The sequence below is a fragment of the Nitrospira sp. genome, assembly GCA_024760545.1.
Classification (GTDB): Bacteria; Nitrospirota; Nitrospiria; order Nitrospirales; family Nitrospiraceae; genus Nitrospira_D.
Window position 1 is genome coordinate 3,261,956 of sequence record CP060501.1, and the last position, 14,274, is coordinate 3,276,229.

Annotated in this window: 12 protein-coding genes and 4 tRNA genes; 15 read left to right on the plus strand and 1 reads right to left on the minus strand. The window is 55.2% G+C overall.

Going from position 1 to position 14,274, the window contains the following annotated elements; all coding sequences use genetic code 11:
* Positions 1-16: 16 nt before the first annotated feature.
* Complete coding sequence (locus H8K03_15380) at positions 17-853, minus strand: hypothetical protein (protein UVT19175.1); 837 nt, start codon at positions 851-853, stop codon at positions 17-19.
* A 135-nt stretch (positions 854-988) separates the two neighbouring features.
* On the opposite strand from H8K03_15380, the gene H8K03_15385 reads away from it, so the two are divergent.
* The 15 genes from H8K03_15385 (at position 989) to rpoB (ending at position 14,241) form a co-directional block, all read left to right on the plus strand.
* Entirely contained in the window at positions 989-1,516 is a 528-nt protein-coding gene (locus H8K03_15385) for a DUF4112 domain-containing protein (GenBank protein ID UVT19176.1), read from the plus strand.
* A 76-nt stretch (positions 1,517-1,592) separates the two neighbouring features.
* Positions 1,593-3,620 carry an ATP-dependent helicase gene (locus H8K03_15390; protein UVT19177.1) on the plus strand — a complete coding sequence of 676 codons (2,028 nt, stop codon included), beginning with the start codon at positions 1,593-1,595 and terminating at the stop codon, positions 3,618-3,620.
* 46 nt (positions 3,621-3,666) lie between these two features.
* Positions 3,667-4,560 (plus strand): hypothetical protein, encoded by an 894-nt coding sequence (locus H8K03_15395; protein UVT19178.1) that lies wholly within the window; start codon positions 3,667-3,669, stop codon positions 4,558-4,560.
* 225 nt (positions 4,561-4,785) lie between these two features.
* Positions 4,786-4,871 (plus strand) — tRNA-Tyr (locus H8K03_15400).
* Between the two features lie 103 nt (positions 4,872-4,974).
* Positions 4,975-5,049 (plus strand) — tRNA-Gly (locus H8K03_15405).
* 103 nt (positions 5,050-5,152) lie between these two features.
* Positions 5,153-5,228 (plus strand) — tRNA-Thr (locus tag H8K03_15410).
* Between the two features lie 165 nt (positions 5,229-5,393).
* Entirely contained in the window at positions 5,394-6,599 is a 1,206-nt protein-coding gene (tuf, locus tag H8K03_15415) for an elongation factor Tu (GenBank protein ID UVT19179.1), read from the plus strand.
* A gap of 97 nt (positions 6,600-6,696) precedes the next feature.
* Complete coding sequence (gene rpmG / locus H8K03_15420; GenBank protein ID UVT19180.1) at positions 6,697-6,846, plus strand: 50S ribosomal protein L33; 150 nt, start codon at positions 6,697-6,699, stop codon at positions 6,844-6,846.
* A gap of 74 nt (positions 6,847-6,920) precedes the next feature.
* Positions 6,921-6,995, plus strand: a tRNA-Trp gene (locus tag H8K03_15425).
* Positions 6,996-7,115: 120 nt separating this feature from the next.
* Positions 7,116-7,310, plus strand: a complete 195-nt coding sequence (gene secE, locus H8K03_15430; protein ID UVT19181.1) for a preprotein translocase subunit SecE — start codon at positions 7,116-7,118, stop codon at positions 7,308-7,310.
* Between the two features lie 60 nt (positions 7,311-7,370).
* Complete coding sequence (gene nusG, locus H8K03_15435) at positions 7,371-7,907, plus strand: transcription termination/antitermination protein NusG (GenBank protein UVT19182.1); 537 nt, start codon at positions 7,371-7,373, stop codon at positions 7,905-7,907.
* Between the two features lie 79 nt (positions 7,908-7,986).
* Positions 7,987-8,412: a 50S ribosomal protein L11 gene (gene rplK / locus H8K03_15440; protein ID UVT19183.1), complete on the plus strand. Its 426-nt coding sequence runs from the start codon at positions 7,987-7,989 to the stop codon at positions 8,410-8,412.
* 25 nt (positions 8,413-8,437) lie between these two features.
* Positions 8,438-9,130: a 50S ribosomal protein L1 gene (locus tag H8K03_15445; protein ID UVT19184.1), complete on the plus strand. Its 693-nt coding sequence runs from the start codon at positions 8,438-8,440 to the stop codon at positions 9,128-9,130.
* Between the two features lie 98 nt (positions 9,131-9,228).
* Positions 9,229-10,164 carry a 50S ribosomal protein L7/L12 gene (rplL, locus tag H8K03_15450; protein ID UVT19185.1) on the plus strand — a complete coding sequence of 312 codons (936 nt, stop codon included), beginning with the start codon at positions 9,229-9,231 and terminating at the stop codon, positions 10,162-10,164.
* 120 nt (positions 10,165-10,284) lie between these two features.
* Complete coding sequence (gene rpoB / locus H8K03_15455; protein ID UVT19186.1) at positions 10,285-14,241, plus strand: DNA-directed RNA polymerase subunit beta; 3,957 nt, start codon at positions 10,285-10,287, stop codon at positions 14,239-14,241.
* Positions 14,242-14,274 lie beyond the last annotated feature (33 nt).

Sequence of the window (14,274 nt, forward strand, 5' to 3'; positions counted from 1 at the left end):
CGACCACGGGTTTGGATCAGGCATGCCCTGCCTTATGCCACGAGGCCCATTCTTCGGAGAATGCCACGGCGGCATAACGTTCGCCAAGGATTTTCGCAACCTGGTTCAGCAGTTTGGTGAGTTGCTGCAGTTCGGTCGGCGTCAGGTCGTTGCGGAATTGCGGATGAAGGCCCCAGCGTGTCTCAACCTCTTCGCCCGATACGCTCGACATCAGGCTGACAAGCTTAATGTCCTGACCGGTCGATCGCTGCTGTCCAATCGTAGGTTGGTCGGAAGTAGGCGCGCCTTGCACAATTTCAGGAGAGGGTGGCGCTTGTCCTTGCAACACCGCGCTGAGCGCGGGAACCGCCGCGCTGGCACAGAGCGTTGCGGCTGAGCTCAGCTGGACATTGCCGGGCGCCCCGAGGGCCTCCGTTACTTTCTCGCCGAAGTCATGAAACATCTCATTCTTGGTCTTGGAGTCTTCCGTGATCAAGAATTTGTATTTTTCGTATACTCGGCGGCTCTCCGCTACCGTGGTGCCAATGGTCAGCACGATTTCCATTTGATCCGCATTAGCCCCGAATGCCGGTTCCAGTGCGCGTTTCAACTGTTGCGTCACGGCGTCTTCCAACCCGTTCATGAACTCCATCTGGTCCTTCAACGGGACGTGCAGGGCCACCAGTCTGTCCGTGAGATTGAACATGATCTTGAGAAATTCCAAATAGATGCCCCATTCCTCCTGGCGTTTGAGCTTCAGCGCCTGTTCGGGCGCATTGCGTTTCATCATGGTGACCGATTCGCCCGACACGGCGAGCATCAGTTCAGCCAGTTGGCGAAGCTGTTCCTTATATTGAGTATTGGCAGTGGCCATGAATTCTCCTAGTAAAGCGCGGATTATAGCGGAGACCGGAGCGGCATTCAAAGCGTGACGGATAGCTTCTCGCTATGTTGCCGTAAACCATCCCTTCCGATAGAGTGAGTTCTGCGGAATCAGAGGGCTCATCAAATGGAATTCAGTCCGGCGCAGGATGCGGAGTCGGAGCCTCGCGTAAAGGTGTTGCCGCGCGATGAGGCGCGCGAACACCTGCTCGCGATTGCGGATATGCTTGCCAAGGCGCTGGATACCACGATCAAGATTCCGGGAACGTCGATCTATTTAGGACTCGATCCGCTCTTGGGACTCATTCCCGGAGTCGGCGATGTGTTGGCCAATCTGATCGGCACGATCATTCTTGCGCTGGCGACGCGTTTGCAACTACCGCGCATCGTGGTGGCCCGCATGAGTCTTAATCTCCTGATCAACGGCACGGTGGGAGCAGTTCCGATTGTCGGAGATCTTTTCTCGGTGTGGTTTCGGAGTCACGCGAGGAATGCCGCGCTGCTTCGCGAGGCTGCGATGAAACCGGGCCGTGAGACCCATACCGATTGGTTCTACGTGGTCGGAATTATCGGAGGTACGGTGGCGCTGCTGATGTTCATGATTGCCTTCGTGGTTTGGCTGGTGATCAAGTTGTGGGTGATGATGTCGCTGTGAAAATACTGGTGGAGTATGGTATAGAACGACTCTTCCCGAATGATCGAATCGTCTAACAATTTCTTCCCGTATCTCCATGGAAAGAGAAGTTAAAACGTATGTGTTGAAGCGGCCTGCTGAGGAGGCCGTACCGCGCAAGTTGACCATCAACTATGCTGCGGCGTTGAACCCCCAGCAACTGGCGGCGGTGACGGCGGGCGATGGTCCCTCGCTGGTCATTGCGGGTGCTGGGAGCGGAAAGACACGCACATTGGTCTATCGCGTGGCTTATTTGATCGATTCCGGCGTGGACCCGTCCAACATTCTCCTCCTTACGTTTACGCGGAAGTCGGCCCAGGAAATGTTGGAGCGCGCCGGCGACCTGATCGGAATGAGTAGCCGGCGGGTCTGCGGCGGGACGTTCCACTCGGTGGCAAACATGCTGCTGCGGCGGCACGGCAGGTCCATCGGCGTCGAACCGGGGTTCACCATTCTGGATCGGGGCGATGCGGAAGATTTGATCGCGCTGGTGAGATCGCAGCTGGGTCTGAACGAAAAAGACAAGCGCTTTCCCCGCAAGGGGACGATCATGGAAATGATCAGTAAGAGCGAGAATACCTTACGCAGTCTCGACGAGATCATCTTGGAGGAGTTCAGCCATTTTGCCGATCACTCAGAGGAGCTCGGGCGGCTTCAGAAAGCCTATCAAACTGCGAAACGTCAAAAGCAACTGTTGGACTACGACGATCTGTTGGTCATGCTGCGACAGCTTTTGTTGCTGGACGAGGCGGCTCGCGCGAACATTTCCCGTCAGTATCGCTACATCCTCGTGGATGAATATCAGGATACGAATCGCTTGCAGGCCGAAGTCATTCGCCAGTTGGCGGCGACGCATCAGAATGTGATGGTGGTCGGCGATGATTCTCAATCCATCTACGCGTTCCGGGGCGCGACTTTTAAGAACATCATGGATTTCCCGGCGCTGTTTCCCGGCACGACGATCTACAAGCTTGAAGAAAACTATCGCAGCACCCAGCCGATTTTAAACTTGGCCAACTGCATTATCGAGGAAGCGGCGGAGAAGTATACGAAGCGCCTCTTCACGAGAAAGATCGATGGGCCGTTGCCGGCATTGGTCGAGGCGGCCGGAGAAAATGCGCAATCACGGTTCATTGGGCAGAAGATTCTTGAGTTGCGGGAAGAGGGAGTGCCGCTGAGCGAAGTGGCTGTGCTGTTTCGGTCGAGTTTTCATTCCTTTGACCTGGAAATCGAACTCTCGCGCAAGGGGTTACCCTTTATCAAACGCGGGGGCGTGAAGTTTATCGAAACGGCGCATGTCAAAGATTTGCTGGCCCATGTGCGAGTGGTCTCGAATCCACTTGATACGGTCAGCTGGCATCGTGTCCTCATGTTGGTGGAAGGTGTGGGGCCGAAGAAGGCCCAGGACTTACTCGCTGCGATTGTGAAAGCTGAACGGCCCTTTGATGTGCTGCGCGGGGTGAGTGGCCGATCTGGACAAGGTCTCAAGGATCTAGCCAATACCTTGGAGAGTCTGGGTGGATCGGATGACCGGCAGCCCGCTGAACAAGTCAATCACATTTACGAGTACTATCTTCCGATCCTCAAAGATCAGTACGACGACTATCCGAAGCGTACGAGAGATTTGGATCACCTTCACACGATTGCCGAGGGGTATCATGGCATCGATGAGTTTCTTGCCGATTTGGCGCTGGAACCGCCGGATGGCAGTGCGGTGGATGTGGAGGCGCCTGATCGCGATGATGAGCGGCTGGTGCTTTCGACGATTCATTCCGCAAAGGGACTGGAATGGCAGTGCGTTTTTGTGATTTGGGTGGTGGATGGTCGGTTTCCGTCCGCCTATTCCTTTCTCACGGATGACGAATTGGAAGAAGAGCGGCGGCTCTTCTATGTGGCCGTGACTCGAGCGAAGCGCCATTTGTTTTTGACGTATCCCATCAACGTGTACGACAGGACCAGCGGAATGTTGCTTTCAAAACCTTCGAGGTTTCTGGACCATGTGTCCTCGGATCTTCTCGATACACTCGCATTGATAGAGGAGGGTGGACGAGAGGACTGGGGGATGGCACGAGACCCGTACTATTAATCACGCAGTTTCCGGCGTTGCGCGCTGGCTCTCCTTCCCCGCCTGTATGAGTGACCTCTCGATCCGATTGTTTCTGGTGTGGTGCTGCTGGTCGGGGTCGGCCTTCCTCGCAGAAGCCTCGGCCATCTCGTCGAATGAAGAGCGGAGTGCGGGCCAGACATGGGCACGTCTCATCGATGACGCGGAACGCTTACGGTTGCCGACCAAGTTTCTGAAAGCACTGCCCCCTGATTTTATTCATTTTGAATTCGATGATCTTCGGACCTACGCTGCCGAATACCATCTCGGCGAGCATCGAATGGTCCTTAATCGGTCGTTGTCATTTAATGCCGCTGGAAGGACGCTCAAACCGCTTGGCAAGATGACGCACAAGGAATTGGAGGTGCTCTATCATGAACTGTTCCACGCCTATATGGATTACTTGGCAGTCACTGAGAGCGACCAGCGCCCCGAAGGACTCCTGCGCTTCGCGAGAGAGTGGCAAGCCTGTCGATATGGAGAAGTGGAGATCACTCCGATTGCCCAGCGAAAAGATGAGACGGAATCGCGCTACTTGACACCGGTAGAGTCGTGGGAAGCGCTCAATGAAACGTGGGCAGTCTTCATTGGTTGGGTGGTGTGGAACCAGCTTGAGGTGCAGCGCAAGATCGGCAAATCAATGTTTCAAGAGCGGCAACAGGCCAGTGAATGGACACGCCGATTCCAAGTGGCATTTGAGAAAGGAGAGCTCCGTGGGTATTACGTCCCAGAAGATCCGGATGAACGGCGCCTCGCGCAGAAAAGATATTTGGGCAAGCCGTCGCAGCTCAGTTTGGATGAGGCAACACTCTTAATGAGGCAAGTTCTTGGTTTTCAATATGATTTTATAGTTCGATTAGAAACTTTACCAGGATTCTCCAGGGTCTCCCCCTGTCCGAGTTTCAAGGACATGACAAATTAAAAGGACCCGAGCCGAATTCTCCTCTTGACACGGAGAAAGTTCATCAATAGAATCCAGCATTTCGTGATCTAGCCTGTCCGAGCACCTCAGCGGATCAATCTTCAATGATTCGAGAAAGAGAGTTGTGCACGGGTAGGCCTACTTGTCTTTGTTGAACGATTGGTCGGTGAGAGCGTCCTCTATTTGTGCTGCAAATTTGGTTTGCATAGAACAATGAAACATTGCGGGCAGGTACCCAAGCGGCCAAAGGGGGCAGACTGTAAATCTGCTGGCTTATGTCTTCCAAGGTTCGAATCCTTGCCTGCCCACCAAACCAAGCTTCGCTCGTACCGGCGAGCTTGCAAGTGGGCGAGTCAGAAGCGTACCTCAAGAGTTTTGGTTTGAATCTGTATGTGAATGAAGAAGGGAAAGTAGGCGGGCGTAGCTCAGTGGTAGAGTTCCAGCCTTCCAAGCTGGCTGTCGTGGGTTCAAATCCCATCGCCCGCTCCAAAAAGCTGGTGCTAGGGCGGTAAGAGTCAACGTCAAGCGTCGTAGTTGAAATAGATAGATTGAGGAGAGCCTGGTTGCACGAATGACCCTTGACGCGCCGAATGCCCACGTAGCTCAGTTGGTAGAGCACGTCCTTGGTAAGGACGAGGTCACGCGTTCGATCCGCGTCGTGGGCTCCATACCGCGCTTGACACTATCGGGAGCCAAGTAGGAGTGATCTTAGCGGTCGACTAGACGCCTCGCGTGTTGGGCTCTTGGTTTTGTGTAGGCTTGCTCGACTCGAAGCGCAGGGCATGGAGCACAGCGGGATTTTACCTTTTGTGTTTTAGACAAAGGAGTGGGGTATGGCGAAGGCGAAATACGAGCGGAAGAAGCCGCACGTGAACATTGGGACGATCGGGCACGTGGACCACGGGAAGACGACGTTGACGGCGGCGTTGACGAAAGTGTGCGCGGATCGGGGGATGGCGAAATTCATCAGTTACGACGAAGTGGCGAAGGCGAGCGAGAGCCAAGGGCGACGGGACGCGACCAAAATCATGACCATTGCCATCAGCCACGTCGAGTACGAGACCGATGCTCGGCACTATGCGCACGTGGACTGTCCGGGCCACGCCGACTACGTGAAGAACATGATCACCGGAGCGGCCCAGATGGACGGGGCGATCCTGGTCGTGAGCGCCGCAGACGGCCCCATGCCGCAGACCCGGGAGCACATCTTATTGGCGCGGCAGGTGGGGGTGCCGTACATCGTTGTGTTTTTGAACAAGGCCGACAAAGTCGACGACAAAGAGCTGTTGGAGTTGGTCGAGTTGGAAGTGCGGGAGCTGCTCTCCAAGTATGGGTTCCCAGGGGACAAGACCCCGATCGTCCAAGGCAGTGCCCTGCAAGCCATGGAAGGCAACCAGGGGCCGTTGGGGATTCCGGCCATCATGAAGCTGTTAGAGGCGGTCGATACCTATATTCCCACGCCGCAGCGGCCCATTGACAAGCCGTTCCTGATGCCGATCGAAGACGTGTTCACCATCAGCGGCCGGGGCACCGTCGTGACGGGGCGGTGTGAACGGGGCATCGTGAAGGTCGGGGATGAAATCGAGATCGTGGGGTTGCGGCCGACGCAGAGCACCATCGTGACGGGCGTCGAGATGTTCCGCAAAGTGCTCGACGAAGGGCAGGCGGGGGACAACATTGGGGTGCTCTTGCGGGGGACCAAGAAAGAAGACGTGGAGCGGGGCATGGTGCTCTCGAAGCCCAAGAGCATTACGCCGCATACGAAGTTCAAGGCGGAAATCTATGTGTTGACCAAGGAAGAGGGGGGTCGGCATACCCCGTTCTTCAACGGGTATCGGCCGCAGTTCTACTTCCGGACGACGGATGTGACCGGGGTGGTGCAGCTCAATCCGGGGGTCGAGATGGTGATGCCGGGGGACAACGTGAGTGTGACGGGGGAGTTGATCAGCCCGATCGCGATGGATCAGGGGTTACGGTTTGCCGTGCGCGAGGGGGGCAAGACCGTCGGCTCCGGGGTCGTCACGGAAATTCTGGCGTAAAACGGACGGCAAGCGTCGATGGTCAGTCAACCGGAGAAAACGGGCAGACGAATCCTTCGCTTGATGTTGTGACGGTTGACGAATAACGAGGACTACAATGCGAGAAATTATCGACATGGCGTGTACGCTTTGCAAACAGCGGAATTACTCGTCCATGAAGAACAAGAAGAACGATCCGGATCGGTTGGAACGAAACAAGTTCTGCAAGTTCTGCCGAAAGCACACGCCTCATAAGGAAGTGAAATAGCGTACTGAGCGCGCAGTGCGAGGTTTGTGAAGGAACCGGTTAGCGCGGCACTCAGGACTCGGCACTATTCAGGGAGGGGCATGGTGTTAATGGTAGCACATCGGTCTCCAAAACCGAGAGTCTGGGTTCAAATCCTAGTGCCCCTGCCACCCCAAGCTTGCTCGAACCGGGAGTCAGGGGGGGTGTTGAGTGTGGTCGTCGGATAGGCACTGCAGGTCTGACGTAACCGGCTGGGTAGTTCTTAATAGGACGATAGAAGCGGAGTCGCAATGTTTAAGCGTATGACAGAATCGATTCGGTTGTTTGTGACGGACGTGCGGGCGGAGATGAAAAAGGTTTCGTTTCCGAGTCGTGCAGAAACCGTCGGCTCAACAACGGTGGTCATTGTGTTCTGTATCCTAATGTCGTTGTACTTGTCCGTCATCGATTCATTCCTTTCATGGTTGGTGGGCAAGGTCATTTAGCCTCCTGAAAAATGGGTAGGAAGATTCCGCGGTAATTCATCGAAGACCTGAGGGTGGTGCATGACAAAGAACTGGTACGTCATCCATACGTACGCGGGTTTTGAGGGGCGCGTGAAGACCAGTCTCGTGGAGCGTGCGAATCAAATGGGGCTTGTCGAGAAGCTCGGGCAGGTGCTTGTTCCGACAGAAGATGTGATTGAAATCAAGGATGGCAAGCGACGCACCTCCCGGCGAAAGTTCTTTCCGGGTTATGTTCTTGTGGAACTGGAGTCTCCATTGGGGGATGAGACGTTGCAAATGATCAAGGAAACTCCAAAAGTGACAGGGTTTGTCGGAGGGGGCGCCGTGCCGACACCGCTGACCAGCGAGGAAGTGGAGTCCTTGCTCAAGCAAGTCGATGCGGGTCAGGCTGAACCACGCGAACAGGTCAAGTTTATCAAGAGCGACAACGTTCGCATCATCGATGGCCCATTCTTGGGGTTCAACGGTGTGGTTGATGAAGTCGATCAGGACCATAGCCGGTTGAAGGTCATGGTGAGCATATTCGGCCGGTCGACCCCGGTTGAATTAGGATTTTTACAAGTGGAACGGATATAGACCGATCGGCCGACGTCAGCCCAGATCACGGTTGACGTCAATAGCTGATTGCTGATCGCGTAAGGAGAAAGAGGAAGAAATGGCGAAAGAAGTGTCGGCGCAGATCAAGTTGCAAATTCCGGCTGGCAAGGCCAATCCAGCTCCTCCTGTCGGTCCCTCGCTGGGCCAGCATGGAGTCAATATCATGGAGTTCTGCAAGCAGTTCAATGCCAAGACCCAGAAGGACGGAGACAGTATCATCCCCGTCATTATTACGGTCTACAAGGATCGTACCTTCACCTTCGTGATGAAAACGCCGCCTGCTTCGGATCTCCTTAAAAAGGCCGCGGGGATCATCAAGGGGTCTGGTGTGCCGCAGAAAGATAAGGTTGGGAAAATCACGAGACAGCAATTGAACGAAATTGCCCGCAAAAAGATGGCGGATTTGAATGCGGCTGATGTGGAGGGGGCGGCCAAAATCATCGAGGGTACCGCCCGCAGCATGGGCGTCGTCATTCAAGGATAATAGCGAGAGCGAAGGAGCGGCAGGTATGGGAAAGAAAATGGATACGGCGATCAAGAACGTTGAGCCTCGCGTGTATGGATTGCGTGAGGCCGTTGAAACCGTGAAAAAATCGGCCTTTGCAAAGTTTGATGAGTCGGTGGATCTTGCGCTTAGGCTGGGAATCGATCCAAAACGCTCCGATCAGCTGGTTCGAGGAACGGCTTCGCTTCCCCACGGAACGGGGAAAAAGGTTCGTGTCCTCGTGTTTGCAAAAGGCGAAAAGGAGCAGGAGGCGCGTCAAGCGGGTGCCGACTACGTCGGGGCTGATGACTTGATGGAAAAAATCAAGGGTGGATGGATGGATTTCGATTGCGCGATCTCCACGCCTGATCTTATGGCCTCGGTCGGAAAACTCGGTAAGGTGCTGGGGCCTCGGGGATTGATGCCGAATCCTAAGACGGGGACAGTCACTTTCGAGGTTGGAAAGGCTGTCGCGGACATCCGAAAGGGTCGTGTGGAGTTCAAGGTCGAAAAGGCCGGTATCGTGCACGTACCGGTTGGGAAAGTGTCGTTCGATCCGACGAAACTGTACGACAATGCCTCGGCCATCCTTGAATCCGTCATCAAGGCTAAGCCGGCCTCATGCAAAGGGCGTTATCTCAAGAGCGCCACGATTTCCAGCACGATGGGTCCCGGTGTGAAATTGGATACCGTCGCGCTGACGAAGCAGTGGAGTTAGTCGAACGACGTCTTTCGTCACGCGTCCGTCAGGGCACCCATGGTTCCTGGTCGACGACTCATCAGTGACGGTTGACGATTCTTCGAAGAAGGAGAGCGATGAAGAAGGAAGAGAAAGTTACAGCGGTGGCGGAATTGGCCGAAAAGTTCGGTCGCGCTCGTCTCGCCATCTTGACTGAATGTGTCGGCCTGCCTGTGAACCAGGTCACAGAGTTGCGAAAGCAGCTCCGTGGGGCGAAGGCCGAATATCGTATCGTGAAAAATACGTTGGCGGCTCGTGCCGCCGAGGGCACGGTGTTGGCCGGCCTCAAGGCGCATCTCAAAGGTCCGACCGGGGTGGTCATCGGGTACGACGACCCTGTGTTGCCGACCAAAGTTCTGAAGGATTTCATCGGCGCGGAGAAGCGAGAAGAAAAGATTCGCATGACGGCCGGAGTGCTGGAAGGGAAGATCCTCCAGCCCGCAGAGCTGGCCGCCGTTGCGAAACTGCCGAAGAAAGAAGTTCTCGTGGCCATGCTGCTCTCGGCCATGCAAGGGCCGATTCGCGGCGTCGTCTATACGTTGAACGCGGTTTTATCGAAGTTCGTCAGAGTCATTGCAGCCATTCAGGATAAACGGAAAGGAGAAGGGGACATGCCAGCTACGGAAGGGAAATTGTCGCAGGAAGAATTGATCAAGGCGATCGAAAGCATGAGTGTGCTCGATCTTGCTGAACTGGTGAAGGGGTTGGAAACGCGGTTTGGCGTGACGGCAGCGGCTCCGGTCGCGATGGCAGCAGCGCCGGCTGCAGGTGGTGGAGCAGCGGCTCCTGCCGAGGAAAAGACGGCATTCGACGTCATCCTCGCGTCCGCTCCGGCTGATAAGAAGATCCAAGTCATCAAGGTGGTGCGCGAGCTCACCAGCCTCGGACTCAAAGAAGCCAAAGACCTTGTGGAAGGGGCGCCCAAGCCGGTCAAGGCCGGCGTGACCAAGGAAGAAGCCGATACGATGAAGAAGAAGCTCGAAGAAAGCGGTGCCAAGGTCGAAGTCAAGTAAGCACATTCGTCATAGCTACTGGGTATTCGTTAGTCGGTGAGGCTGACGACGGTCGTCTTTTCATGAGCGTGTTATGACTGGTGACTGCTGTTCACCATCAACCCGCGTGGAGGAGTAGGCATGTCCGAAACGACTCTACAGGAGTTCGTCGAGCGGAAAGATTATTCTCGTATTCGAACCAACATCGATATTCCGGATTTGATTGAAATCCAAAAGCGTTCCTACGAAGAATTTTTGCAGCTTGAAGTCGAGCCGGAACGTCGGAAGGATCATGGACTGCAGGCGGCGTTGGCCAGTGTCTTCCCGATCCCGGACTATAACAATACGGCGGTACTCGAATTTTCGAGCTACACGTTAGGGACACCGAAATACGACGAACGCGAATGTCTTGAGCAGGGTATGACCTTTGCGGTTCCGTTGAAGCTGCGTGTCCGTTTGGTCGTGTTTGATAAGGAGGATAAGGGACCTCGGAAGAAAGTGCTGGATGTGCGCGAGCAGGAGGTCTATGTCGGTGAATTGCCGTTGATGACTGAGCGAGGCACGTTCATCGTCAATGGAACGGAGCGAGTCGTCGTCAGCCAGCTTCACCGATCTCCTGGCGCGTCGTTCACACACGACAAGGGACGCACCCATGCGAGCGGCAAAGTGTTGTACTCGGCACGAATTATTCCCTATCGAGGCTCTTGGCTCGATTTTGAGTTCGATGCGAGAGACATCCTGTATGTGCGCATCGATCGCCGCCGGAAGATGCCGACTACCATCTTATTGAAGGCTTTTGGGTTTTCGAGCGACGATTTGCTCAAAATGTACTACCCGGTCGAAGAAATTCGGGTATCGAAGGGCAAGATGTTCCGCAAGTTGGACCCGGAAATCCATCATGGGCTTCGGTGTTCCGCAGAGGTGACGGACAAGGGTGGCAAGGAACCGATAGTCCGGGAAGGCGCCAGGCTGACGAAAGGCATGATCGCCAAACTGAAGGCGTCGGGCGTGAAGGAAATTCCCATGCTTCCGACCGAGTTGGTGGGGCGTGCCATTCTCACGGAATTGCTCGATTCGAAGAAGAACAAGCTGGCGGAAAAGAATCAGCGCTTGACCCCCGAGATCGTCGAACAGATTGTCGAGAGCGATGTTGAGGAATTTAAGGTCATCTATCTCGATATGGCCACCGCGACGCCGGTGATCCTCGATACGTTGGAAATGGAGAAAATCGGGTCGAAGGAGGAAGCGATGGTGGAAATCTATCGCCGTCTCCGTCCCGGTGAGACTCCGTCCGTCGATACGGCACGGGCGTTGTTCGACAATTTATTCTTGAACTCGAAACGCTACGATTTGTCCCCGGTCGGCCGGCTCAAGCTCAACAAGAAACTTGGATTGGATCTGCCGCTCGATCAGCGCACCCTGACCGCTCAGGACATCGTGGAAGTCATCCGCTACCTCGTGAACCTGAAAATCGGAAAAGGCGAAATCGACGACATCGACCACTTGGGCAATCGCCGTGTACGGTCGGTCGGTGAGCTGCTCGAAAATCAGTTCCGGCTGGGCCTGGTTCGCATGGAGCGAAGCATCAAGGAGCGCATGAATCTCCTCGATATGGAAACGGTACTGCCCCACGATCTGATCAACGCGAAACCGGTGGTCGCGGCCGTCAAGGAGTTCTTCAGCAGCAGCCAGCTGTCTCAATTTATGGACCAAACGAACCCGCTGGCTGAAATCACGCATAAGCGACGACTGTCAGCGCTTGGTCCGGGCGGACTCACGAGAGAGCGGGCCGGGTTCGAAGTCCGAGACGTGCATCCGTCCCACTACAGTCGAATTTGTCCGATCGAAACGCCGGAAGGTCCGAACATTGGGTTGATTACATCCCTGGCGACCTATGCGCGCATCAACCAGTTTGGGTTCATTGAGGCACCCTATCGAAAGGTTGTCAAAGGGCGTGTCACCGATGAAATTGAATTTCTCTCAGCGATCGAAGGTGACAAATATATCATCGCCCAAGCCAACTCAAAATTAGATGGAACGAACAGGTTGGTTTCAGAGACGGTCTCCTGTCGTCACGGGGGAGACTTTGTGTTGGCGGCTCCGGATAAGATCGAGTACATGGACGTCTCGCCGAAGCAAGTGGTGAGTGTGGCGACCGCCCTCGTGCCATTTTTGGAGCACGACGACGCCAATCGCGCGCTAATGGGTTCCAACATGCAACGCCAAGCGGTTCCCTTGGTGACGTCCGAATCTCCTCTCGTCGGGACCGGAATGGAGGCCGTGGTCGCTCGAGATTCAGGATATGTCATCCAGGCTCGTCGTGCCGGGGTCGTAGAAAGTGTCGATGCAACCCGTATCGTCGTGCGGGCCGATGCGAAAGACGGCAAGAAGGGTAAGGATTCCGGGTTAGACGTCTATGACCTGATCAAGTTCCAGCGGTCGAACCAAAACACCTGCATCACCCAGACTCCTGTGGTCCGAATCGGGCAGCCGGTCAAGAAAGGACAGGTATTGGGAGACGGGCCTGCGATCGATCATGGAGAGCTCGCGCTAGGGAAGAATGTGCTCGTCGCGTTCATGCCATGGGGAGGCTACAACTTCGAAGACGCCATTTTGCTCAGCGAGAAGTTGGTCCGCGAAGACGCCTTCACCTCGATCCACATCGAAGAGTTCGAGGTGGAAGCCCGGGATACCAAACTGGGTAAGGAGGACGTCACGCGGGATATTCCCAATGTCGGCGAAGAGGCGCTCAGGAATCTGGACGAGAGCGGGATTATCCGTATCGGGGCGGAAGTGAAGCCGGGCGACATTCTGGTGGGTAAAGTCACGCCCAAAGGCGAGACCCAGCTGACCCCAGAAGAAAAGCTGCTCCGGGCGATCTTTGGCGAGAAGGCCGGCGATGTGAAGGATACGTCGTTGACTGTGCCTCCTGGAGTGGAGGGCATCGTGGTCGACGTCAAGATCTTCTCGCGTAAAGGGCTCGACAAGGACGAACGTTCGAAGAGCATCGAGACCGATGACCAGATGAAGTTACAGCGTGACCACCATGAAGAGCTGCGGATCATCGATGAAGAAAAGACGAAGAAGATTCGGAAGTTGTTGCTCGGCAAGGTCGTAGGTCGCGATCTCATGGATCCGGAGAGCGGCGACGTTATTTTGAAGAAGAAGGGCAAGCTGACAGCGGAGATTCTCAGACGATTGCCCGACGATACGGTACGGCACATCATTCTGAGCGATCCTGACGAACAAAAAGAACTGGAAGACGTCGAACGGCGCGCGAAAGAACAGATTGAGATTCTCCAGACTCTGTACGACGAGAAAGTCGGCCGCTTGAAACGGGGCGATGAATTGCCTCCCGGTGTGATCAAGCTCGTCAAGGTCTACATCGCGATGAAGCGCAAGATCCAAGTCGGTGACAAGATGGCCGGCCGTCATGGGAACAAGGGCGTGGTATCGCGGGTCTTGCCCGAGGAGGACATGCCCTATTTACCGGACGGGACCCCTGTGGAAATCGTGCTGAATCCACTCGGCGTGCCGTCGCGTATGAACGTAGGGCAAATTCTGGAAACCCATCTTGGATGGGCGGCCAGGGCTTTGGGGATCAAGGTGGCGAGTCCGGTGTTTGATGGAGCATCGGAGAAGGAAATCAAGGACCTGTTGAAGAAGGCGAAGCTGCCGACGAGCGGTCAAACCCAGCTGATCGATGGGAAGACTGGCGAACAGTTCGGCAGTCCGGTGACGGTCGGATATATGTACGTGCTCAAGCTCCACCATTTGGTAGACGACAAAATCCACGCACGGTCCATTGGCCCGTACTCACTCGTGACCCAGCAGCCACTTGGCGGTAAGGCTCAATTCGGTGGCCAGCGTCTGGGAGAAATGGAAGTCTGGGCGTTGCAAGCCTACGGTGCGGCTTCGACCCTGCAGGAATTCCTCACCGTGAAATCCGACGATGTGCCGGGCCGGTCACGCATGTACGAAGCGATCGTCAAGGGCGAGCCTTTCCTCGAACCAGGGTTGCCTGAGTCGTTCAACGTGTTGGTCAAGGAATTACAGAGCTTGGGACTCGATGTAGAGTTGGTCAAGACGCAAGACTAACCGCTTGTGTGCCGGTGAAAAACCGGCATCAGA